The 23,808-nt window shown below is 72.7% G+C and carries 14 protein-coding genes; 11 read left to right on the forward strand and 3 right to left on the reverse strand.

Annotation, left to right across the window (positions count from 1 at the left end; all coding sequences use genetic code 11):
- The first annotated feature begins 152 nt into the window (after positions 1 to 152).
- Positions 153 to 2,954, forward strand: coding sequence for a zinc-binding metallopeptidase family protein (locus ACY34I_RS28390; protein WP_462758104.1), 2,802 nt, complete (start codon positions 153 to 155; stop codon positions 2,952 to 2,954).
- Between the two features lie 219 nt (positions 2,955 to 3,173).
- On the opposite strand, the gene ACY34I_RS28395 is transcribed toward ACY34I_RS28390, so the two are convergent.
- Both ACY34I_RS28395 and ACY34I_RS28400 read right to left on the reverse strand, forming a co-directional pair.
- Positions 3,174 to 4,043 carry an endonuclease/exonuclease/phosphatase family protein gene (locus tag ACY34I_RS28395; protein WP_462758105.1) on the reverse strand — a complete coding sequence of 290 codons (870 nt, stop codon included), beginning with the start codon at positions 4,041 to 4,043 and terminating at the stop codon, positions 3,174 to 3,176.
- Between the two features lie 262 nt (positions 4,044 to 4,305).
- Positions 4,306 to 5,070: an SDR family oxidoreductase gene (locus tag ACY34I_RS28400; RefSeq protein WP_462758106.1), complete on the reverse strand. Its 765-nt coding sequence runs from the start codon at positions 5,068 to 5,070 to the stop codon at positions 4,306 to 4,308.
- 99 nt (positions 5,071 to 5,169) lie between these two features.
- On the opposite strand from ACY34I_RS28400, the gene ACY34I_RS28405 reads away from it, so the two are divergent.
- The 3 genes from ACY34I_RS28405 (at position 5,170) to ACY34I_RS28415 (ending at position 7,870) form a co-directional block, all read left to right on the forward strand.
- On the forward strand, positions 5,170 to 6,024 hold the full coding sequence (locus ACY34I_RS28405; protein WP_462758107.1) for a helix-turn-helix transcriptional regulator: 855 nt from the start codon (positions 5,170 to 5,172) through the stop codon (positions 6,022 to 6,024).
- Between the two features lie 248 nt (positions 6,025 to 6,272).
- Positions 6,273 to 6,647, forward strand: coding sequence for a VOC family protein (locus ACY34I_RS28410; protein WP_264998453.1), 375 nt, complete (start codon positions 6,273 to 6,275; stop codon positions 6,645 to 6,647).
- A 263-nt stretch (positions 6,648 to 6,910) separates the two neighbouring features.
- Complete coding sequence (locus ACY34I_RS28415; RefSeq protein WP_462758108.1) at positions 6,911 to 7,870, forward strand: DMT family transporter; 960 nt, start codon at positions 6,911 to 6,913, stop codon at positions 7,868 to 7,870.
- A 124-nt stretch (positions 7,871 to 7,994) separates the two neighbouring features.
- Here ACY34I_RS28415 and ACY34I_RS28420 read toward each other — a convergent pair whose 3' ends face one another.
- On the reverse strand, positions 7,995 to 8,186 hold the full coding sequence (locus ACY34I_RS28420) for a hypothetical protein (RefSeq protein WP_462758109.1): 192 nt from the start codon (positions 8,184 to 8,186) through the stop codon (positions 7,995 to 7,997).
- Positions 8,187 to 8,668: 482 nt separating this feature from the next.
- On the opposite strand from ACY34I_RS28420, the gene ACY34I_RS28425 reads away from it, so the two are divergent.
- The 7 genes from ACY34I_RS28425 (at position 8,669) to ACY34I_RS28455 (ending at position 23,571) form a co-directional block, all read left to right on the forward strand.
- Positions 8,669 to 9,526 (forward strand): DUF4132 domain-containing protein, encoded by an 858-nt coding sequence (locus ACY34I_RS28425; protein WP_462758110.1) that lies wholly within the window; start codon positions 8,669 to 8,671, stop codon positions 9,524 to 9,526.
- Positions 9,523 to 14,592: a hypothetical protein gene (locus ACY34I_RS28430; RefSeq protein ID WP_462758111.1), complete on the forward strand. Its 5,070-nt coding sequence runs from the start codon at positions 9,523 to 9,525 to the stop codon at positions 14,590 to 14,592. Before ACY34I_RS28425 ends, ACY34I_RS28430 begins: the two co-directional genes overlap by 4 nt.
- A gap of 107 nt (positions 14,593 to 14,699) precedes the next feature.
- Entirely contained in the window at positions 14,700 to 15,890 is a 1,191-nt protein-coding gene (locus ACY34I_RS28435; protein ID WP_462758112.1) for an ATP-binding protein, read from the forward strand.
- Positions 15,887 to 19,678, forward strand: a complete 3,792-nt coding sequence (locus ACY34I_RS28440; RefSeq protein WP_462758113.1) for a vWA domain-containing protein — start codon at positions 15,887 to 15,889, stop codon at positions 19,676 to 19,678. Before ACY34I_RS28435 ends, ACY34I_RS28440 begins: the two co-directional genes overlap by 4 nt.
- A complete protein-coding gene (locus ACY34I_RS28445) occupies positions 19,675 to 21,606 on the forward strand; it encodes a hypothetical protein (protein WP_462758114.1) in 1,932 nt (643 codons plus the stop codon). Before ACY34I_RS28440 ends, ACY34I_RS28445 begins: the two co-directional genes overlap by 4 nt.
- A 460-nt stretch (positions 21,607 to 22,066) precedes the next feature.
- Positions 22,067 to 22,675 (forward strand): type IV toxin-antitoxin system AbiEi family antitoxin domain-containing protein, encoded by a 609-nt coding sequence (locus tag ACY34I_RS28450; protein WP_462758115.1) that lies wholly within the window; start codon positions 22,067 to 22,069, stop codon positions 22,673 to 22,675.
- A complete protein-coding gene (locus ACY34I_RS28455; protein WP_462758117.1) occupies positions 22,672 to 23,571 on the forward strand; it encodes a nucleotidyl transferase AbiEii/AbiGii toxin family protein in 900 nt (299 codons plus the stop codon). The genes ACY34I_RS28450 and ACY34I_RS28455 overlap by 4 nt, the downstream gene beginning before the upstream one ends.
- Positions 23,572 to 23,808 lie beyond the last annotated feature (237 nt).

Raw genomic sequence — 23,808 nt, forward strand, 5'->3', positions numbered from 1 at the left:
GTTCTGGAGCTTCTATGAGAAACAGACGGACGAGCATCTTCTCCGTCCTGCTCGCCGGGTCCCTCGCGGCGACCGTTGCGCCCACGCCCCACGCGTCCGCGGCCAGCCCCGGCGAGGAACGCTTCCAGCCGAGTGTCACCTACGATCTGTCGGTGACCGACGCCGAGCGCGACGCGATCCACGCGGAAGTCGAGGCGTTGGCTGGACGCGTCAACAGCGCGCGGGCGGGGGACGGCACCTACGACCCGCTCACTCTGGTCGGGGCGATGCTGGACGGGTCGAGCTACGACTCCATCTCCCGAGGCGGCACGGCCGCGACGGCGTACCCCTTCCCGGTCAGCAACACCGAAGCCAACCAGCACGAGTACGACCGCAAGGTCGCCAAGCTCGCCTGGGTGGTCAAGCTGGCCACCGACCTGGGTTTCCCGGTGGTCGTCCAACGCCAGCCCGACAAGTACGTCTACGCAGAGATCGGTGACCCGGACGCCCCGGAAATGGTCATGGCGTTGAGCCACCTCGACTCGCCGACGGCTTCCGTTTCGCCGGCCCAGCTGGCGCGCTGGCGGGACGCCGATGGCAACCTCGGCGCTCCTGGTGCGTACCACTCGCCCTACGTCAAGGACGGCTGGGTCTACGGGGCGGGCATCCAGGACGACAGCGGCCCGACGCTGGCGACGCTGCTCGCGGCCAAGGCGCTGCTCGAGGCGGGGTTGCCCCTCGACCGACGCATCCGGATCGTCATGGGGATCTACGAAGACGGCGGTCCTGGTACGCCCTCGACGACGAACACCGCCACCTTCCAGTCCATCCCGTACAACTCGAACCCGAGCTTCTACGACAACTGGGCCTACAAGAACCTCAACCGGGAAGAGATCCCGATCGCGGCCTACACCTCCGACTCGCGGTTCCCGGTCATCGTCGGCAACTCCGGATCGGTGACCCCGCCGGTGTCGATGAGCTTGGCCGCGGACAGCACCAAGGCCTTCCGGCTGACGGCTGCCACCGCCGGCGTCACCCTGCGTGAAGGCGACCCGACGCTCAAGGACATCGCCTACGGCAGCACCACGCAGATCGCCTCCCGGGCAATCTTCACCCTCGACGTGGCGGGGGCCGGCTCCACCGAGCGCGACCGATTCGTGTCGGCGATCACCGCTGCCGCGACCACGAAGGGTTGGCTCCCGGCTGCTCCCCGCACCACCCCCAAGGTGCAGACCACGATCACCGGCGACTCGCTCACGCTGGAGATCAACACCGATGTGGCGATGGAAATGCCGACCCCGCAGTACGGCAAGAATGCCGTCGTGTGGGGAATGTTCCTCCTCTCCCAGGGACTCGGCGCATTGGGAATCACGGCCGCCGACATGCAATTGAAGAAAGCCGCCGACGGCATCAGTGACCTGTTCTTCCGCGACGGTGTCGAAGGCGAAGCCTATATCGGCAAGTACATGGGCATCCCGGCGAACCTGTTGCGCAACCCGAGCAACGGCACGCCGAACCTGACCTTTGCCCTCATGGGCGGCATCAATTCGGAGACCCCGACGAGCTTCTACACGGACGCCTCCGGCGTCCTCAGCATGCCGATGTATGTGCGCAGCATGCACGTCACCGCGGCTGACTCCAGCCAGGCGACGACGGCGGTCGCGGCCGCCTTCCAGGCGAAGGGGTTCACCATCGGCAACCTCGGCTCGCCCGTCGGCGCCGGGTTGTACGTCACTCACGACAACCCGCTGACGGCTCTTCAGTTCGGGAGCTACCAAGCCTCGATCAACCGCAACCCGGGGGCGTTCCCGGATCCGTATTCCCTCAGGGACGTGGTCTATCCGCAGGGCACGACCGGCGGCACCCTGGCCAGCAGTTTCCGCAACAAGATGACCGCGTTCGGCGCCGTCATCCCGGGTAACGAGCGCTGGTGGCACACGGCCAACGAGCGGATGAAGGTCGACTCGGCAGTGCAGATGACCAAGATCATGGCCGATGGCATGCTGGAGATGGCCCGGTACTCGGGGCCCGCCGGTGCCAAGTTCATGTGGGCAGGCATCCCGGGGCTGAACGCCGACCGGGCGGACCTCGACCTGCTCGACGTCACGATCGGAACCTACAAGGACGCGTCGGCCGCTGTCGGCACGAGCCAGTTGGGCAACCAGGCCCTGCTCGGCGCCACCTCGTTCAACATCCCGATGTGGAACGGGCGCGGCAACTCGACCCCGACGGCGTCGGCTTTCGAACTGGGGCACGCCCCGGGAGGGGTCTACCTGCCCCTGACCGACACCGAGTACCTGAACTCCACGTACGTGGCGCCGATGCGTCTGGAGTTCAAGGTGGAGCGCCCCGACCACATGTCGGACGCGGCTTGGGCGAAGTTCGTCGCCGGGGGCTACGGCGACTTCCAGTTCAACATTCTCGTCGGCGACAAGGTTGTGCCGCTGGCCGTTCCTGCCGGGCAGAGTGTGGACAAGTACTTCTCCTCGCGCATCTCGGCCAACAACCCCAACGCCATCTACCTGTCGGTCAACCTCGCGATCACCGATGCACCGTACACCGGGGTGCAGCCCATGCTCGCGGATTCCAAGACGGACCTGTACACGGTCAATCCGACGTACCTGGCCTCGAACCCGGATCCGTTCCCCGGGCGCGGGGCCATCGAACAGCGGGGCTTCTTCGTGTTCGGTGACGGGCAGAAGAACGCGGAGTTCTCTTCACCCGACGCGGTCTACGTGACAGTCGCCAACGCGGTCGTCGATGCGAAGCCGTCGGCGGTGGTGAAGAAGCTGACGGGCAACACGAACGAGTTGACCATCACGGTGAAGCAGACCCATGTCGACGGCAGCGAGTCTCCGGTGACGGCCACGTTCACCATCGACAACAACGCTGCTGGCACCTACACCGTCGGCGATTACAAGGTATTCGTCGACACCAAGGGCAACACCCAGGTGCGGTCGATCTCCATCGTGTGACGCGTGTGAACCGGAAGTTCAGCGCGCGCACGGGAGGGTATGCGCGGTGGCAGGAGGCCTCGACTCGGGGTCAGCGGCCGCCGGGGTGCGAGGCACCCTGACAACGGAGTGGAGCCATTGCCGTCGGTAGTGGCTCCACCCCGTTGTGCGCCATTGGGCGTGGGAATCCGGCCCGGGGTGCTCCGGTCCCGGAGCACCCCGCGCCGGCTGCCGCCCGGATCAGTTGCCGCGCTGGTGCAGCAGGAGGTCGGCGACCACCGGCCGGTGGTCCGACGCCGTCGTCGCCACGGTGTCGGTGCCCACCACCGTGATGTCCGGCGAGACGCTGATGACGTCGATCCGCGTCACCGGGTTGATCGCCGGGTACGTCCTGGCACCCGTCGGGGCGGTGTCCCGCAGGTCCTCCCAGAGGGCGGCCAGCTCGGGCGCCCCCGGCTCCGCGTTGAGGTCGCCGACCAGCACCTTCGGCCCGGAGTCGGCAGCTAGGATGTGCAGCGTGTCCGCGACCTGCATGCGCCGCACGGTCGGGTCCGACCGGTAGTCGAGGTGCGTGGAGTACACGTGCACGTGCGCACCCCGCGCGTTGATCGTCACCTCGGCGAAGCCCGGCGCCGGGGCCGGTACCGGGTTGGGCACCTGGGTGGACAGCCGGGTGATCTCGTGGTTCTCCGCCTCGAGGATCGGGTAACGGCTGAGCACCGCGACCCCGTACTGCCGGCGGGCCGCACCGGCGGTCAGCGGGTCGAAGTCGTAGATCGGCGCGAAGAAGGCCGACATGCCCAGCCGGTCGGCGAGTTCCTGGGCCTCGTCGACGAAGTCGCTGCGGTCGCCCCAGTGGACGTCGACCTCCTGCAGGCCGACCACGTCGGCGTCCAGCGTCCGGATCGCCTCGGCGGTCCGGTCGAGGTCGAACACGTTGTCCTCGCCGGCCCCGGCGTGGATGTTGTAGGTGGCCACGCGCAGCGCCACGGGCGGCGCGGCCGATCCCGCGGGCTCGCTCGCGCTGGCCGGCGCGGCCAGCGACAGCGGTCCCAGCGCGGCGGCGAGCGCGGCGCCGAGCAGGGTGCGGCGATGAATGCTCAGTCTCAACGGGTCCTCCGGATCAGACGGGGTGGAAAGGCCAGTGCCGATGATGCTTTTCCTCCGGTACGAGAGCGGCGCACAGTTCGCCCAGTAGGGGGCGTACAGACCCTAAACGCCGCCCGTGACGCCGTCGATGATCTCTTGTCGAAGCCGGCATGACCAGCCGATGGCGCGTCGATGGCGGCGGCTGAGGTGATTGGCGTTCGGCCTCTCGCCTGCGCCGGCGGCGCGGCGTTGACGCCGCGCCGCCGCCCGGGGAGCCTGATCCCTATTTTCCGTGCGGGTCGGACGCGTTGAGCGTCTCGACGACCTGGTCGTAGTCGCCGCGCGCCTCGCCGTAGCGGAGGAACTTCACCCGCTCGACCTGGATCTCCCTGGCGTCGGGCTGCGACTCCAGCAGCGCGACGACCTCCGCCACGAACTCCTCCAGCGGCATCGCGAACTCGCTCTCCTCCTGCCCGGGCAGCAACGAGGTACGAACCGCGGGCGGTTCCAGCTCCACGACCTTCACGGTCGTGTCGGCGAGCTGCAGCCGGATCGACTCGCTGAGCATGTGGATCGCGGCCTTCGACGCGTTGTAGCTCGGGGTGGCCTTCAACGGCGCGAACGCGAGGCCGGAGGAGACGGTGACGAGGGTGGCGTCCGGCTGCGCCCGCAGGTGCTCGATGAACGCGGCGATGAGCCGGATCGGGCCGAGCACGTTGGTCGCCACCACCGCCTCGGCCGAGGCGAGGAACGATTCGGGCTGGCGCCAGTCCTCGATCCGCATGATGCCGGCCATCGTGACCAGGACGTTGAGCTCTGGGTGCTGCGCCAGCACCTGCTTCGCGGCGGCGTCGATGCTCGCCGGATCCGTCGTGTCGATCTGCACGGTGTCGATCCCGGGATGCTCGGCGGCGATCTTGTCGAGCAGGTCGGTCCGCCGGCCGCCGACGATGAGCGTGTTGCCCCTGGCCTGCAGCGCGAGCGCGAGGGCGAGGCCGATACCGCTCGTGGCGCCGGGGATGAAGATGGTGTTGCCGGAGATGTTCATGTGCTCAGCCTCGCCGGTCCTCAGGGGCGGATGAAGAGACCGGTTATCGGGGGATCCGCAATCCCTGGTTCGCCCGTGCGGCGCGCGGATACTGGGATCATGGACCGTGCAGCCCTGGCCGACTTCCTGCGCCGCCGCCGGGAGGCGCTGCAGCCCGGGGACGTCGGGCTGGCTGCCGGCGCGCGCCGGCGCGCACCCGGCCTGCGGCGGGAGGAGGTCGCCGCCCTCGCCGCCATGTCGACCGACTACTACACCCGGCTCGAACAGCAGCGCGGCCCGCAGCCGAGCCCGCAGATGCTCGCTTCGCTCGCCCGGGCGCTGCGGCTGACCGGCGACGAACGCGACTACCTCTTCCGGGTGGCCGGGCAGAACGCTCCGACGTCCGTGTCCGCGGCGACGCACGTCGCCCCGGCGCTGCTGCGCGTGCTGGACCGGCTCGACGACACCCCGGCGCTCATCCTGTCCAACCTCGGCGAGACCCTCGTGCAGAACCGGATGGCCGAAGCCCTGTTCGGGGACAGATCGGGCTATACGGGCCTCGCCCGCAGCGAGATCTACCGGTGGTTCACCGATCCCGCGGAGCGGCTGCGCTACCCCGAGGAGGACCGCGACCGGCAGAGCCGCGCCCAGGTCGCCAACCTGCGCGCCGCGTACGGGTCGATGGGCCCGCAGTCACGGGCCGGCGCGCTGGTGCGGGCCCTGCAGAAGGCGAGCGCCGAGTTCGCCGAGCTGTGGGAACGGCACGAGGTGGCCAAGCGCTTCGCGGACCACAAGACCCTCATCCACCCCCAGTTCGGCGCGATCGAACTCGACTGCCAGGTGCTGTTCACCGAGGACCTGTCCCAGGCGCTGCTCGTGCTCACCGCGCCACCGCGCAGCGAGGGCTACGAGAAGCTGCAACTGCTCGGCGTGCTGGGGCATGAACAGTTCCCCGCCGAGGCGAGGCCGATGTAATGCTGCCGTCATCGACATCAGGCGCAGTCCGCCCAGACCGACGTTTGCGGGTAGCCAATCAGATCAAGTAGCGTCACCGATCGTGAACACCGGACCGGCACTACGCCACGCACGGATTGGCGACCCGGTGGATAGCTGATCGCACGGCGGGTGCGGAGATGGCACCCTCCCGGTTCGGCACGTGGACCTCCCAGCGGCTTGCGCACCGCGGATCCCCATGTCGTGTCGAACACAGCGAGGCCAGTCGAATGACAGTCACGTTCAACCACACCATCATCGCCGCCAAGGATCGCAACGAGTCGGCTCGGTTCTTTCGAGAGTTGTTGGAACTCCCGGAGGCACCGTCCTGGGGCGTGTTCACCAACATTCAGCTCACCGATGGCGTGCTGCTCCAGTTCGCTGAGCCGCCGGTGGACATTCAGATGCAGCACTACGCGTTCCTGATCGACGATGATCTGTTCGATCGGGCGTATCAGAGGCTTTGTGATCAGGGCATCGAGCACTGGGCCGATCCACAGATGCGACGCCCCGGCGAGATCAACAACGAGCACGGCGGCCGAGGGGTCTACTTCAAGGACCCGGCGGGCCACGCCATCGAGCTGATCACCCGCCCGTACCTGTAATCGAGAGGAGCTGCTGGCCGGGTAGCCGGAACGCGGTGCCCGGCCAGCAGCCGCGAACGCCGCCATCCCGTCCCAGGCAGCTACGATCGCGGGGTGAACTCCTACTGGCACGTCGTTCTGCCGCCACTCTGCGCCTGATCGGGCGCAGCCACTGATCGTTTGAATCCCTGACCCCCGTCGACCGCGGGGTGGGTCAGGTTCTCGTGGTGCGCCCGTTTTCGGATCGAGCCCCAGACGCATTCGACGACGGAAGACCACGAACTGTGCCAAACCGCACTGCACCTGAAGCTCTCACCTGTCCGGCCGCCAGCCAGCGCCCCTCCCGTACCGGTTTCCTGAGCGGCCCCGCGCCCATCCTCACCTCAGCCGTTCTCTGGGGTACGACCGGGACCGCCAGCTCCCTGGCACCCGCCGGTGCGCCGGCGGCGGCGATCGGCGCCGCCGGCCTCACCCTCGGCGGCACCCTGCTGTTCCTCACCTCACGCCGCGCCCGCTCGTTGCCCGCCAGCTGCACGCGCCTTGAGCGGTGGCTGCTCGTCCTGGGTGCGCTGGCCGTGGCCGGGTATCCGATCACCTTCTACCCCGCCGTGGCCCGGACCGGCGTGGCGGTAGCCACCGTGGTTGCCTTGGGCAGCGCCCCGGTCTTCGCCGGCCTGCTGTCCTGGATCACCTCGCAGGCCCGGCCGACCGCAGGCTGGAGCGGCGCCACCGCGGCCGCCGTGCTCGGCTGCACCCTTCTCGTGCTCGGCCCCGGGCTCACCGGACACGCCGCGCCCACAGACCTGACGGGCGTCGCGCTCGCCGGCTGCGCCGGACTGTCGTACGCCGCCTACTCGCTGATCGGCGGGAGGCTCATCACCCGCGAACACGCCTCCGACGCGGTGATGGGCGTGCTGTTCGGCGCGGCCGGGCTGCTCGTCCTGCCGCTCGTCATGTTCACCAACACGGCCTGGCTCGCCACCACCCGTGGCGCGGCGGTGGCGCTGTACCTTGCCCTGTTCACCGTCTATCTGGCCTACCGGCTCTTCGGGCACGGACTGCGCCGCACCCCTGCCTCCGTGGCCACGTCGCTGACCCTGGCCGAGCCCGCCGTAGCGGCGGTCCTGGGTGTCGCCGTCCTCGACGAACGCCTGCCGGCCGCGTCGTGGTGCGGGATGCTTGTCCTCGCCCTGGGCCTGGTCCTGCTGACCGTCCCCGCTGGCGCGGGTAGCCGAGGACGATAGGCCGCCGTTCGTGCAGTTCGGTCCCAGGGCGGTTCCGGAACCGGACCGCGGTGGACCGGAGCAGTGCAGCGGCGAGTGCTGCGGCCGGGTGCACGCCCCACCAGGCGGCACCCGGCCGCATCACTCACACCTGGCTTGCGGCGAACCGCTGGCCGTCGAACTCGCGAACGCGAACGGTCACGACCGTGCCGACCTCGGCCTTGGCGCTGCGTACGAGCCCGGGCACGCCTGCCGGAGTCTCGACGAGCACGCCGAACGGCAGGACCTTGGTCACGGTTGCGGCGATGACATCGCCGGCTCGGATCGGGGTGGTCATGGAGCCTCACCCCCTCTCGATCATCGGGGTGATTCGGGGCGGCGGCGGTGCGGGTCGCGGTTCTCCCTGGTCTCGTGCGACTGACGCAGCGCCGGGATCCACCCGGACATCACGCCGCAGACGATAACAGCGGTGGCTGTGTCCAGCGGAGGAAAGCCGCGTCGAGGCTCAGCCCCAGCACGGACGCACCGTCGTCGGTGATCGTGATCATCGCCTCCGGGTCGCAGAGTCGTTGGTTGGTGTGACCCGGGTCACTGCGTCGCTCGCATCGAGCCGCCGCCCGGCACGTTTACCTGCAGCCCGACCGGCCGGACCTGCGACTCCCGCAGGTCCGGCCTTTCTCGTCCCGCCGGCCGGTTCCTGGTACGCCCGGCGGCGGGTCCCTGTCGTGTCGGTCACTACTGTTAGCGTGCCCTGCGTCGCCGATCGCGGCCGATTCCTCATGAAATCTGGCTAATTTGCCACTGCGGAGGGTGTTCCTCATGGGCTGGCTACCGGTGGGAGACTCGTACGAGGTCTCCCTTGTGGACGGGAAGGTGGCGGCGCGGTCCATCGGCCCGCGGGCCACCGGCCGTCCACTGAAGACCCTGCCGAAGGTGTTGCGGGACGACCCCGAGGTGGACCGGTTGCGCCAGCTTGCCCAGTGGCTGGACCGGCACGCCGCGGAATGCCTGGCCCGGGTCGACGCCTGGGTGGTCTCCTCGCTGCCGGTGCCCACCGGGCTGCTGGCCCGGGTCTGGCCAGACCCGGCCTGGCAGGACGCGCTGCGCGACCTCGTGGTGCTCGGCGACGACCCGGCCGAGCCAGGTTTCCTGCGGGACGTCACCGACACCGGTGACCTGCGCGTGGTCAACCTCGACGGGGAGACCGTCCGGCTCTCACCGGCCAGCGCCACGCTGCCCCACCCGGTGCGTCTGCCCGACCTGGCCGACCTGCGCGAGTTTGCTGACGAACTGGACGTCACCCAGCGGGTCGAGCAACTGCGCCGGGGCACCTGGAGCAAACCCGCCGACCTGAAGGACCGGGACACCACCATCACCGACTTCCGCGGCGCCACGGTCCCCAACCGGCTGGCCGCCCGGGCCACCACGCTCGGCTTCCGGGTCTCCGGCTCGCAGGTCACGTGCCGGGTCTGGGAGGCCGGCCGCACGGTCGAGGCGGCCATGCGGTTCGACGAGGACTACTGGGACTCCGAAGCGACCCTGGGCACCCTCTCCTGGTCCGTCGCGGACGGACCGGCGCTGCGGTTGACCGAGGTCGGGCCGGTGGCCTGGTCGGAAGGAATGCGGATGGCGACGGCCCTGTCCGGCGCCGTGACCGGAACGGGGAAGAAGGCGTGACCGGGATGACGATGTCGGGCGGGGATTCGGCCGCGAGCCTGCTGGCCGCCGGCGCGGTGCTGCCGGCCGACGCCGCCGGGGCCGGCGACAAGGCAGTGCCCCTCACCGCACGCACCTACCGACACCCGGTCCTCGACGACCGGCCGGTGGTCCGCCTGGTCGACGCCGCCCTCGGCGAGGGCGAGGACATCGCCGTCGGGTTCCTCGGCCTGGCACCGGGTGCCGAGCCGGCCGTCGTCGGGCTGGGCCCGCGCCGCCCGTTGGCCTTCCCAGAGTGGGTGCTGGTACACCACCCGGCGGACGGCCGGCACGCGTTGGCCGTGGTGCCGGAGTTGCAGAAGCTGACCAAGCAGGTGCGGTCGCGGCCGAAGGCAGCCCTGGACGGGCACCAGGCCATCGCCGACCAGTTCGCCCGTACGCTGCCACACTTCCTGCCGACGTTCTTCGAGCAGGCGGCGCGGGTGTTCCTGGCCGCCGGGCAGGACACCTACGCGACGCAGCTGTTCAACAAGGCGCGCAAGGCGGAGGCGCAGCACGGCCTGCCGGTCGACCTGACCCGGCTGGACGAGGTCTACCTGGAGTTCGCGTCGGCCAAGGTGGTGTCCGCGACCGCGTTGGCCGGCTACGCGAAAGAGCTGTCCGCCCAGTTGCCGGCCGACGAGGCGCTGGACCGGTTCTGCCGGCTGGCGCTGCGGGCCGCGGCCGCCGGCGTGGTTCCGTCCACCCAGTCGGCCAACGCGGTGAACCGGCTGGTCCGGGCCGCCACCAAGGCCGCCGGTAAGGCCGGCGCCGCCGCCGTCGCTGACCGTGCGGCGGCCTACCTGACCGAGCTGCTCCGGCTGCCGGTGGCCGCCGAAGCGCCAGCCGGCTGGTGGCAGGCGCACCTGCCGGCGGTGACGGCGCTGGCCGGCCGCGACCCGGCGGTCCGCGGCAGCCTGCTCGACCTGATGCCCACCGACCGGGACAACCTGGTCCCGTGGCTGGCCCTGTTGACCGACACCGGTGCGCTCGCCGGACTGTCCGACCCGGACGTGCCGGACCCGGCCCGCCCGCAGGACGGCTCCGTCGGCTGGCTACGCCGCTTCGTGAGCCGAGCCAACTCCGGCTACCGCCGCAGCCGGCTGCCGCAGCTGTACCCGCTCGTCGAGCGGATGGCCGACCGGCTACGCGCCGAACTGACCGACAGCGGCGAGACGCTCACCGCCGACGGCGACCTGGACCTGCTCGACCTGCTGCTCGCCCTCAACCTGCCGGTGGCCCCGCCGACTGAGCGCGACACCCTGGACCTGGCGCAGTGGGTCAACGTCGGGGGTGAGCGGGATCTGCTCGCCGTGGCCGGCGACGACCGGTTCACCGGGGCCCTGCGCCGGGGCCTCGACCAACTCGACGACCAGCAGCACGCCCTGCGCCGGATGGCCGGGACGCCAGGCATCCGGCCGTTGCTGACCGACTGGCTGCGGGCCCGGATCCGCGACCGGTTCGCCGTCGGACTGCCGTACCTGCCGGAGTCGGTGGACTGGCTGGGCAGGCTCCCGGTCGAGGCGCTGCGCCTGGTGTCCGACGACCTCGACCGCTCCGGTGACCCCGGTCAAGGCGGCGACCTCGGGCAGGCCCTCGGCGTTGACCTCACCGAGCACGTCACCCGCAGCCTGCGCGGCGGGATCATCGAGGAGCTGGGCTGGCCGGACTGGGAGCTGGCCTGGCAGGAGGTGACCGGCGGCGACCACCGGGTCGAGGTGACCCGGCAGGAGGCCTGGCCGTACGTGATCCTGGGCGGGCCGACCACGGTGCGCGTGCTCGGCGCCGAGGGCATCGTGCTCCGCCACGACCTGCGCATCCCGGCCGGCGACCTGTGGGGCGAGCCTGGCTACCACTACGTCGACGGTCAGCTGCTGGTCTACTGGGAGTCCCGGGCACTCGGCTACAACCTGCGCGGTTACTGGCACTCGTCGCCTGGCGAGCCGCAGCCCATCCTCGGCGACACCCGCGGCCTGCAGCGGCGCAGCAACGAGATCACCCTGCCGCTGGCTGGCGGCGGGCGGACCACCGGCGGCGGCGTGCTGCACGTCGGTGACACCGCTGTCCCCTCGGAGCTGCCGGTCATCACCGACGGCACCTCCTACTGGACCTACCGCTACAGCGAGGATGACCGCGACTACGGCTGGCGCGAGTACGACCCGGCCAGCAACACCCACGGCCGGCGCAGCCTGCCCCGGTTCCTGGCCGACCTCCCGGTCGGCGGAAGCCACCTCCAGGAGTCGGCGAGCTGGCTGCGGCCAGCCCTGTCCGACCGGGCCACCCCGGCCGCCGTTGCGGTGGACGGCCTGCTCGGCTGGCGGGTGGTCACCCTGCCGGACGGCTCGGTACGCGGCGAGGACCTGGCCGGCCGTACCGTCACCGTGGCCGCGGGGCAGGAGCCGATCGCGGCGCTGGTGCTGCCCGGCGACGACCGGCCACGGGCGGTCCTCAAGGGTTTCGCCCTGGTCGACCCGGACGGGGTGGTGTCGGCCGCCGCCGGACCGCCGTCCAGCCGGGACTACACCACCGGCGCGGTCCCGCTGCCGGGACAGCAGTTCCTCGGCCACCTGCTGCCCCGGGACCCGGCCGGCTCCACCGCCCTGCGCGGGATGGACCGGGACACCGCCGCCGCGCTGTTCAAGGTGGCCCTCGACGAACGCCGCGTCGCGCTGGCCGAGAAGGCCGCGCGGGCCGCCGCCCGGGCGGCGACCCGATCGGGGTTGATCGCGGCCACGCAGGCCATCACCGGCCTTCCCGTCGCGGTCCCGGCGTCCCTGGTCGGCGCACCGGCCGGCGCCACCGGCTCCGCACCAGCCACCGCGGCCGATGAAGGCGACGGGGACGCGCTGGTCGAGCTGGTCCGCTCGACGTTGCCGGCGGTCAGCCACGACGCGGTGCTGGCCGGGGTGGCCGGGGTGCTGCGCCTGGCCGCCCGGGTGCGCACCGACCTGGACGCGGTGACCGAGCGGCTGACCAGGTCGTTGTCCGCCCCGACGGCGGCGGCGCCGGCGGCCACCGCGACCGGACCCACCGACGAGCAGCTCAACCTGGCGCTGGACGGTCTGCGTGGCTCGGCCTACCGGGTGAGCACCTCCACCCACGCCTTCACCCAGTTCCAGGCGTTCGCCGCCCAGCGGTCCGCCGCCACCGGGAGCGAACCCGCCGTACGGCTGCACCTTGACGGGCCGGCGCTGCCGAACGCCCTGGACTGGTCGCGCGTGCTCGGCGGTGTCGCGGCCGTCGCCTACCGCGCCGTCGCAGCGGTCACCCCCGACGAACACCGGGAGACGCTGCGGGCCCTGCTCACCGAGCTGGACCGGCTCGACCTGAGCGCGGCGACCGAGCCGGCCCGGTGGCGCTGGTTCACGCTGCACCTGCTCGACGGCGACCTGAACAACCCCGACGGCACGCGCCGGTACGCCAGGCCGGGCATCCTGCCGCTGCCCGACGGGGCGTTCATCGCCGTGCTGGACTCCGGCGGCACGGCCACCGGCTACTCCTTCGACGCGCTCTACCACGACCCGGCCGGCGTGTTCGCCGTGCCCGAGCCGTACACGGTGCAGTCCTCGGCGCCGGTCGGTGACGAACGGCCGGCCGGCTGGCTGGCCGGCTTCCTCACCGAGTGGGCCGCGCGCGGTCCGCTGCCCTGGCGGCCGGAGGCGGCCGAGCAGTTCGCCCAGCTGACCGGCGTCACCCCCACCGCCGCGAAGCTGGTGCTGGCCGGCCTGCCGTACGCGGACTCGGCGAACACCGTGCCGACCGAGCTGCGCCAGGCGCTCGGGGTCAAGCAGGTCGGCGAGGTCAAGCTGGCCTTCGGGATACTGAACGAGGCCAGCCCTGCCCTCCGGCGGGCCGTGGTCTCGGCGCTGCTGCCCGACGACCCGGCCCGGCTGTGGACCGACGGTCCGGACGTGGCCGCCGCCGCGGCGGTCTGGAACGCCGCCCTGGGCCGCCGGGTGGTGGTGCCCGAACAACTGCTCGCCGAAGCGGTGCGGGCGATCCGAACCGGCTGGGGACCCGCGAAGGCGTTGCCGGCGCTGCTCGACCCGGCCCGTTCGGTCGAGCTGAGCACCGACCTGGCCTTCCACATCAGCGGTGACCGGGCCCGGCAGGTCGACGGCCGGGCAACGGGCTTCACCGGTGAGGTGCTGCGCTCCACGGTCGCCCTGGCAGCCTGGGTCGCCCACCACACGCCAGCCGGCGACCCGTGCCGGGCCGCGCTGCCGGCCGCGCTGGCCGTGCTCCGGGACCGGCTGGCCAACCCCGACCTGCTGCTCGACCTCGACCGGTGGGTCTCCCTGCCCGCGTTCCAGCAGGTGGCGGGCACCCCGTCCGAGACCGGCCCGGGCTGGGAACGGTACGGCGCCATCGTGCTGGCCACCTACGACAGCCAACCGTCGCCCGCGCTGCGGCCGGACCTGCTCGACGCCGACGGGACGGACCCGTACCTGCCGGCGCTGCGGGCGGACGCGGCCAAGCCGTACCCGATGGAGGTGGCGCTGCGCCTGGTCCGCGACCCGCGGTTCGCGGCGCTGCTCGGCGACCCGGGGGAGCCGGGCGGCGGCGTGCGGGCGGCGGACGGCACCTGGTGGCCGCAGGATCCGACCCGGTCGGTGCCCGACCTGGTCGCCGAGGTCGCCGGGGAACACGGCTTGGGCGCCGACGCGGCGGCGGTGTACCTGATGCTGCTGGCCATGCCGGACCCCACCGACCGCAACACGGCGAAGTGGACCGGCTGGAAGCCGGCCCGGCTGAAGGCGGCCCGCGCCGAACTGGCCGGCACCGACCTGGTCATCGAGGCCAGCCGGTCCCGGGCCGGCCGGTCGCTGTTCCTGCCCGGCCCGTGGCTGGAGCGCGGCAGCGGGCAGGCGCCGATCGAGGGCTGGAAGGTCGCCCTGTTCGACCTCGCACCCGACGGCACGGCCGGGCTCGGCGTGACCGTGCCCTTCGAACCGGCCGCCGACCTCTACCGGCGGGCCTGGCAACGCCTCCGCGACGGCGACCGGCCCCGGCTCGACAACCTGCCCACCCGCGGCGCCCACCGCTGACCCCGACTCTGGTGGCCGCGACGACCGCCAAGGTCGTCGCGGCACCGACCGTCGCCGAACCCTGTGCCGAACACCCACCCGAACCAGACAGAGATCGAGGAACCCCAGTGACCGTGACGGAACACGTCCGCCCCACCGCGGCGCCGGAGACCGCCGCCCAGGTCCTCTCCGCCGAACAGCGGTACGCCGACGAGCTGGCCTTCCTGGCCGCGTACGACGACGGGGCCCGGCCGCCGGGCTGGGCGCTGACCCCGCGCGCCGTGGTCACCTTCATCCAGGGCAGCAATGGCGAGGCGTTGAAGCTGCCCGCCGACCGGCGCACCGGCCCGGACGGCACCGAACTGCCGGCCAGCATGACCATCCCGCCGAAGTTCGTCGGCGAGCGGAGCCTGGTCGAACGGTGCGTGGTCACCCTCGCCGGTGAGCGTGGCCTGCTGCTGGTCGGCGAGCCCGGCACCGCCAAGTCCATGCTGTCCGAGCTGCTGGCCGCCGCGGTCTGCGGCACCAGCGCGCTGACCGTGCAGGGCACCGCCGGCACCACCGAGGACGCCTTCCGGTACGGCTGGAACTACGCCCTGCTGCTCGCCCAGGGCCCGACCCCGCAGGCGCTGGTCGACTCGCCGGTGCTGACCGCGATGCGCACCGGCCGGGTGGCCCGGATCGAGGAGGTCACCCGCTGCCTGCCCGAGGTGCAGGACGCGCTGGTGTCCATCCTGTCCGACCGGCGGATGAACGTGCCGGAGCTGAGCGGCACCGAGGACGGCCTGATCCGCGCGGTGCCCGGGTTCACCGTGATCGCCACCGCCAACCTGCGGGACCGCGGCGTGTCGGAGATGTCCTCAGCCCTCAAGCGTCGGTTCAACTTCGAGACCATCCACCCGATCTCGGACGTGGACACCGAGACCGACCTGGTCCGCCGGCAGGCCACCGCCGCCGTGCAGCGCGCCGGCGCGGCCTACCGGGTGGACGACGCGGTGCTGGACGCCCTGGTCACGGTCTTCCGCGACCTGCGTTCCGGCCGGTCCGGCGAGGGCTGGGACGTGGAACGGCCGGGCACGGTCATGTCCACGGCCGAAGCGGTGCAGGTGGCGGTGTCGCTCGGCCTGGCCACCGCGTACCTGTCCGGCGGGGACGCGCTCGACCTGGTGCCCGGGCACCTGCTCGGCGTGGTCCGCAAGGACGACCCGAACGACCACGCCCGACTGCTCGGCTACTGGGACGGCCCGGTCCGCCGCCGCGCCGAGGACGGCTCGGCGATGTGGCGCCGGCTCTGGGACCTGCGGGAGAACCTGAGGTGACAACCCTCTCCAGCACGTCGCCCGGCGCGGCCCCGCCGACCGTCGACCCGGCCGGCCCGTCGACGGTCGATCCAACGACGGCCGACCCGCGAGCCGTGGTCGACGTGCTCGCCGGTTCGGTCCGGCCGTACCTGATCGGGGTGCGGCATCACAGCCCGGCCCTCGCGGCGATGGTCCCGGCGCTGCTGGACGCCGCCGGGGCCGAGGTGGTCTGCATCGAGCTGCCGGCCGACTTCCAGCGGTGGCTGCCGTACCTGTCCGACCCGGCCGCCCGGGCCCCGCTGGCCCTCGTCGGCAGCCACGGCACGGACGGCCCGCTGGGCTTCTACCCGTTCGCCGACTTCTCCCCGGAACTGGCCGCGATCCGCTGGGCCCGGCAGCACGGCGTCGAGGTGGTCTGCTGCGACCTGCCGCTGGCCGACCCCGGCTGGACCGCCGACACCACCGACTCCGACCCGACCGCTGGTACCGAGCCGACCGCCGATCCCGACCCGGACGCCGGTGCGCCCGTGCCCGACGTGCGCCGCTCCGGCTACGCCGCCGCGCTCAGCGCCAGCGGCACCGGCCGGGACGGCGACGACCTGTGGGACCGGGTCGTCGAGGTACGTGCCCCGGGCTGCCCGCCCGAGGCGGTCCGCCGCGCCGCCCTCGGCGTCGGCTGGGCGATGCGTACCGACAGCGCCAGCGGCGACGGCGTACCGGCCCGGGACCTGGCCCGCGAGCGGCACATGCGCCGGGTGCTGGCCGAGGCCGGCGCGGACGGCCGGCGGGTCGCCGCCGTCGTCGGCGCCTTCCATGCCCCGGCCCTGCTCGCCGCCCCGCCGGCCGGCGCCGGCGATGACCCGGCCCGGACGGCCGGTGGTGCCACCCCGGAGTCCACTGCGGACAACGGCAGGGCTCCGACGCCCGCCCCGGTCGGCGGCGCTCGGGCGTCGACCGCCGACGTCGCTGCCGCGTCCACCCGGTCCGGCGCCGCATCGAACGCTACGGCCCGGCCCGTGACGACCCGGCCCGGGCCGGCCACCACCAACGGCGGCGGCACGGCCGTCACCTCGCTGGTGCCGTACGCGTTCGACCTGCTCGACTCCCGGTCCGGCTACCCGGCCGGGATCCGCGACCCGCGCTGGCAGCAGTCCGTCTTCACCGCCGCCGGCGACCCGGAACGGATCCAGGCCGCCGCCGCACGGGCGGTCACCGACCTGTGCCGCGAACTCCGCTCGACCGGTCACACCGCCGGCACCGGCGAGGCCGCCGAGGCGGTACGGCTGGCCGGCGACCTGGCCCGGCTGCGGGACCTGCCCGCCCCAGGCAGAGGCGAGGTGCTGGAGGCGGTGACCACCGTGCTCGGCCAGGGTGAACTGCTCGGCCGCGGCCGAGCACTGGCCAAGGCGCTGGAGACCGTGCTGGTCGGCGCCGAGCGGGGCCGCGTCGCCCCCGGTACGCCGCGGTCCGGGCTCGGCCCCGCCATCGAGGCGGAACTCACCGCGCTGCGGCTGCCCAACCCGGACAGCCCGAAGCCCCGCGAGGTCCGGCTGGACCCGCTGCGCACCGACCTGGACGGGCGGCGGGAGATCCTCCTGCAACGCCTGCAGGTCTGCGGCGTCGGCTACGGCGAGCCGATCGCGGTGTCCGGCACCGGCGACGGCGCCGCCCTGACCACCCGCTGGCAACTGGCCTGGACGCCGTCCGTGGCGGCCCGGCTGGACCTGGTCGGCGTACGCGGGGTGACCGCGGCGCTGGCCGCCGCCGGCACCCTGCGAGAGCGGTTCCGCCGGGAGGCCGCCGACGGCGGCCCCACCGCCGCGCAGCTGCTCACCGGGCTACGCGACGCCGCCCGCTGCGACCTGCCCGAGCTGGTCACCGACCGGCTCGAACTGGCCGCCGCGGTGCTGCCGGGCACCGGCACACTGCCCGAACTGCTGGCCGCACTGGACCTGCTGGAGGCACTGCGCCGGGAACACCTGCCCGGCACCACCGCCGACGGCCGGGCCCGGGCGGCCCAACTGGCCGTCGTGCTGCTGGACGCCGCGGTCCGCGGGCTGCCCGGCCTGGCCGGCAGCGACTCCGCCGCCGACGGCGCCGCGCTGGTCGACCTCGCGGTCCGGGCCGGCGAGGACCGGATCGGCCTGCGCCTGGACGAGGCCCTCGGCTACCTGGCCCGGGCCGGTTCGCCGCTGATCCAGGGCGCCGCCCTGGCCGCCCGGGTGCTGCTCGACCTGACCGATCTGCAGACCCTGGGCACCCGAGTGGCCGGCTGGATCGACGCGGCGACCGGACCGGACACGCGGCGGCACCTGCACCGGCTGCTCGGTGGCCTGCTCACCGCGGCCCACCCGCTGCTGCAGTCCGCCCCGGCCGCGCTGGACCCGCTGCTGGAGCGGATCGAGCGGCTCACCGACACCGAGTTCCTGGACCGGCTGCCGGCGCTGCGCGGCGGGTTCGACGTACTCACCCCGGCGGCCCGGGAGCGGCTGCTGCACACCGTCGCCGAACGGCTGGGCGACCGGCTCGATCTGGCCCTGTCCGCCCCGCCCGAGCTGCTGGCCCGCTGGGCCGCTGCCGACGCGGCCGGCCGGGCCGCCCTGCTCGCCCGCGGCATCCCGATCCCGGGCACGCCCACCGGCTCCGCCGACACCCCCGCCAGCACCGCACCCGGGCCGGACACGCCGGACGCCCGGCTCACTCCCACGGACCGGTGGCGGCTGCTGCTCGGCCGCCAACCCGACCGGTTGCCGGCCGACGCCCGCCGCTACGCCCGCGCCCTCGACGAGCTGTACGGGGCGGGCCAGGGCGAGGGCGTCACCGACTTCGGCCAGGCGGCCGGCGGCGGCCAGGAAGCCTCCTTCCCGACCGCCCGCGAGTGGGCCGACGAACTCGAGGCGCTGTTCGGCACCGCGGTACGCGAGGAGGTCATCGCCCGGGCCGCCGAGAGCGGCCGCGCCGACGTGCTCACCGAGCTCGACCCGGCCGCGGTACGCCCCTCGATGGAACTGCTGACCTCGGTGCTGTCGCTGGCCGGTGGCCTGCCCGAGGGGCAGCTGGCCAAGCTACGGCCGCTGGTCCGGCGGCTGGTCGAGGAGCTGACCAAACAGCTGGCCACCCAGGTGCGCCCGGCGCTGACCGGGCTGACCAACCCGCGTCCGTCCCGCCGTCCCGGCGGCCGGATCAACCTCGCCCGTACCCTGCGGGCGAACCTGGCGCACACCCAGCGGCTCGGCGACGGCCGGACGGTGGTGGTGCCGGAACGCCCCGTCTTCAACACCCGGACCCGCCAGGAGGCCGACTGGCGGCTGGTGCTGGTGGTCGACGTGTCCGGCTCGATGGAGGCGTCGGTGGTGTGGTCGGCGTTGACCGCCGCCGTACTGGCCGGGGTGCCCACCCTGTCCACCCACTTCCTCGCCTTCTCCACCGAAGTGGTCGACTTGACCGACCGGGTCGACGATCCGCTGTCGCTGCTGCTGGAGGTCCGCGTCGGCGGCGGTACGCACATCGCCGCCGGACTGGCCCACGCCCGCTCGCTGGTGACCGTGCCGAGCCGCACCATCGTCGCGGTGGTCAGCGACTTCGAGGAGGGCTACCCGCTGGCCGGGCTGCTCGGCGAGGTCCGCACACTGGCCAGCTCCGGCGTGCATCTGCTCGGCTGCGCCGCGCTGAACGACAAGGGAGTGCCCTGCTACTCGGTACCGGTCGCCGAGCAGCTCGTCGCGGCCGGGATGCCGGTCGCCGCTCTCAGCCCGCTCGAACTCGCCCGCTGGGTGGGCGACCGCGTACGCGGAGGATCACGTTGACGGACCGCACACCCACCGCCGCAGACACCGACCGGCTGCCGCCGGTGCTGCCGGCCGTCGCCGCCGCGGCGGTGGCGGCCCTGCCACATCGGCTGCACAAGCGGCTGGACGCCACCGTCGAACGGCTGGCCGGGACATCCGTCGGCCGGGTCGACGGCGGCGTGTCAATCGACTGCGGCCCCGAGGCCCTGGTCACCCTGACACCCGGACCGACCGGCGCGGTCACCGACCCGCACCAGGCGCGGTGCAGCTGCCTGCTGGCGCCCCGCTGCCTGCACCGGACCGCGGTCCTCGTCGCCTGCCCGATCGCCGACCCGGCCACCCACCCCGACCCGGCGTCCACCACCGCCGGACCGTCCACTGCCGACGACACCCGCGCGGCCACCGGGCGTACCGGAACGACCGGGCGGACCCCGGCTGGCGCGGCCGCCGGTCGTACCGGCCAGAACACGGCACCGACGAAGGCGCAACGCGCCGCCGCCAGCGCACTGTGGCGGGCAGCCGCCGCGGTCCTCGCGGCCGGCGTGCCGGCCGCCGGCGCGGTCCCCCAGGCCGAACTGCTGCGCGCCGCACACAGCGCCCGACTGGCCGGCCTGCCGCGGGCCGAAAGCGCCGCGCTGCGCACGGTACGTGGCCTGCGCGCCCACCGGGAACGACAGACCGGCCACCGGCTGGCCGAGCTGGTCGAGGTGCTGCACGACCTGCTGTACGTGGCCGGCCGGCTGGCCGCCGGCGATCCCGACCCGGCGCTGGTCGGCACCCTCCGGCGGACCTACCAACCAGACGGCGCCCTGGAGGTGTACGGCGTCTGCCGGGAACCGGTGATCAGCGCGACCGGGTACGCCGGGGTCGTCACCCACCTGATCGCCGCCGACGGACGCCAACTCTCCTTCGGCGACGTGAAACCGGGCGGCCCCGACCGGGCACGGGACTGCGCCCGGGCGGTCACCGAGATGGGCGCGGTCGCGGTCAACCACGCGGTGCTGGCCCGCGGCGGCCTGCGGATCACCGGCACCACCGTCTCCCCGGACGGCCGGCTCGGTGCCGGCAAGGGGGTACGCGCCACCCCGCTCACCACGACCGACTGGTCCACCGGACCGCTGGCGGAACTGTTCGCCCGCCCGCTCGCCGAGGTGGTCACCGCCCAACTCGCCGCCGACGACCCGGAGGACCCGGCCCGGGCCGGGACCGCGCTGGTCGGCTGTGACCTGATGGTGGTCGGCGCCGTCGGTGACCAGGTGCTGGCCCGCGAGCTGGCCCCCGCCGCCGACGCCGGAGCGGACCGCCCGCCGGTGCCGGATGGCCCGATGATCCGGCTGGTGCCGGCCAACTCCCACCCGGCGCTGGCCCACGTGGCCAACCTGCGGCGGCTCGCCTCCTGGCCGGGCCTGCGGATTCGGGTGGTCGGCCGGCTGGACCCGGACCGGGCCAGCACGCTGCACCCGCTCGCGGTCGGCGCGGTGCCCGGTGCCACCGAGACCCTGCGGCTGCCGGCAGACTGGCACGGCCGAGCGGACCTCGGCTACGACCAGATCCAGGGCAGCCACCTACCACCGCGCGATTCAGCCACGATGACCGAACCGGTGCTCGCCGTCAGCGCCGACGCGGTGGCGCAGTCCCCACTGTGGCGGGTCCGCCGGCTGGCGGAGCTGGCCGTCTCCGGCGGTCGCCGCGCCGTCGGCGAGGCGGCCCGCGGCGAGGGCACCGGGCTGGCTGGTCCACTGCGTCGCGCCGGCTTCACCACCGCCGCCGCGGTGACCGCCGCGCTCGCCAACGAGGCCGACCGGCGGGGCCGGGACGCGTTCGGCCGGCTCACCGATCCCGACCCGGACCGGTACGCCTGGGCCTGGCTCACCGCGACCGCCCATCTCGCCGCCACCGAACGGGAGCTGATCCGGTCCTCCTGGACCGCCCCACCCGTCGGCTGACCTACCGGAATCCCGGGGCGATCCAGCCTCGGGCCTCTGGGTAGCAGGCGCAGGTGATCGTAGAACGACGCCGATCACCTGCACCCGGCGCCCGCCCGAACCTTGGGCGGGCGCGCGCCCAGGTGGCGGTCATCGGGTCGCGGCTGGGTGAGGCCGGCGTGGGCATCACCATCGACACCGGCTGCAGGGCCGGGAGTGCGACCGGGCGGCGGGACGCGACGGCGTTCCACTTGGAGCCCGGGGCGGCTGTGCGTGCTGGTCTCGCGGCACCGGCATGCGTGCATCGTGGCGGCGCGGGCCGGGATCGCCGTGCGCGCCCGTGGACCGAGCGGGTGCACCTAAAGGTGCCGGTCAAGTTCCGGACGGCTGGGAGCCAGCCAGACGATGCTCGCTGCGTGACACGGCCAAAAGGCGCAAGGAAATCCTCTACATAACGCCGGTAGCTGTATAGGATTTCCTTGTGCGTTCTGCTGAGAGCCCCGACGCCGAGAGCCCCTTGCCTAGGGGGCTCCCAGCCACCTTTAGCTACTCCCAGGCACTGGCCGCCGGTCTCTCTGAGTGGCAGCTGTACCGGCTGCGTGATCGTGGACTCATCGAGCTTGTCGGCCGGGGCCTGTACCGACGCCGCGAGGCCGAGGGAGTGGAAATTGACCTCGTCGAGATCGCTCGGCGCGCACCGCTCGCCACGCTCTGCCTGGCCACGGCGCTGGCCCGGCATGGCCTCATCGACGACATTCCGTCCCGCATCGATGTTGCACTGCCTCGCGGTCGGCATAGACCTGCCACCAACGCACCCGTCGCCTGGCACTCGTTCGACCCCGCCACCTTCGAGGTGGGGCGCACCGATCTACCCCTCGACTCCGAGACCTTGATCGGGCTCTACGGCCCTGAGCGCAGCATTGTCGACGCTGTCCGACTACGACACCGTGAGGGCCCGGATCTCGCGTACGCGGCGCTCAAGCGGTGGCTGAGGCGGCGCGACGCATCGCCTTCGAAACTCCTGGCAATGGCTCGGCACTTTCCTAACTCTGAGCGGCCACTCCGAGAGGCGTTGGAGATCCTGCTGTGACCACCCGACCGACCCGAGCCACCGTCGCCGGCCGCGCCTACCTTGACCTTCAGAACCTTGCCCGCCGCACCGGCCGGCCCACAGACGAACTGCATCAGGTGTACGCACTGGAGGGCTTTCTTGCTCGCTTGAGCAACTCTCGCTACGCGGACCGGCTCGTGCTCAAAGGCGGGGTCTTGATGGCGGCCTATGCCGCCCGTCGGCCCACCAGGGACGTGGACCTGCAGGGGCGATGGATTTCCAACGACGCGGATCAGGTGCTCCGCGTTGTCCGCGACGTGGCCAGTCTCCCGCTCAACGATGGCCTGATACTTGACACGACTACCGCGACAGCGGAAACGATCCGGGACGACGACGTCTATAGCGGCGTCCGCGTCAGCCTCACCGGAAGTCTCGCCGCCGCGCGGCTGACCTTTCACGTCGACGTCAACGTCGGCGATCCGATCTGGCCCGAGCCGCAGCCAATCAAGCTGCCCCGCCTGCTCGACGGGGAAATCGTGGTAACCGGCTATCCCCTGCCCATGGTGTACGCGGAGAAGCTCGTGACGGCCTTGCAGCGCGGTGAGGCCAACACCCGCTGGCGTGACTTTGCCGACGTATACCTGCTGTCCGGACAGCACAACGTGGATGGGGACGAACTCGCCATGGCTATGCGACGGGTCGCCGAGTATCGCGAGGTGGTGCCCACGCCGCTAAGCGAGGTCCTCGACCGCTACGCAACGCTCGCACAATCAAGGTGGGCGGCCTGGCGACGCAAGCATCGCCTCGACGACCGGCTGCCCCAGGATTTCGGAGTGGTGTTGCAGCGAGTGTTCGCGCTTGCCGATCCGGCGCTGGCAGGATCCTTGGTTGGGCAGACTTGGAACGCCGCGTCTACCGGATGGACAGCGACGTGACCGTGAGCCGGCGCGCGCGGCGGCCGATGAACACATGCCCGCCGACTGCCACGGTCGGATGCCCCGGTGCGGCCGACCCGTTCCTGGTCTCGGTCGGTTGTCAGTTCTGCTGGGCCGGGGTGACCGTCTGCTCGATTCCGCTGCCGCCTTCGCCGCCGGCCCGTGCATATAGCTGAGTCGGGAACGCCGACGAAAACCGCAGACCTGCGGTGCCGAAACCGGCACGTGATGTTTTGA

The organism is Micromonospora sp. RTBAU3-60, assembly GCF_054963695.1.

What these genes read in the sequence shown, in the direction of transcription:
- ACY34I_RS28410 (WP_264998453.1), top strand. Translation starts at nt 6,273, where the DNA reads ATGACAGTCACGTTCAACCACACCATCATCGCCGCCAAGGATCGCAAC.
- ACY34I_RS28420 (WP_462758109.1), bottom strand. Translation starts at nt 8,186, where the DNA reads ATGACCACCCCGATCCGAGCCGGCGATGTCATCGCCGCAACCGTGACC.
- ACY34I_RS28405 (WP_462758107.1), top strand. Translation starts at nt 5,170, where the DNA reads ATGGACCGTGCAGCCCTGGCCGACTTCCTGCGCCGCCGCCGGGAGGCG.
- ACY34I_RS28400 (WP_462758106.1), bottom strand. Translation starts at nt 5,070, where the DNA reads ATGAACATCTCCGGCAACACCATCTTCATCCCCGGCGCCACGAGCGGT.
- ACY34I_RS28425 (WP_462758110.1), top strand. Translation starts at nt 8,669, where the DNA reads ATGGGCTGGCTACCGGTGGGAGACTCGTACGAGGTCTCCCTTGTGGAC.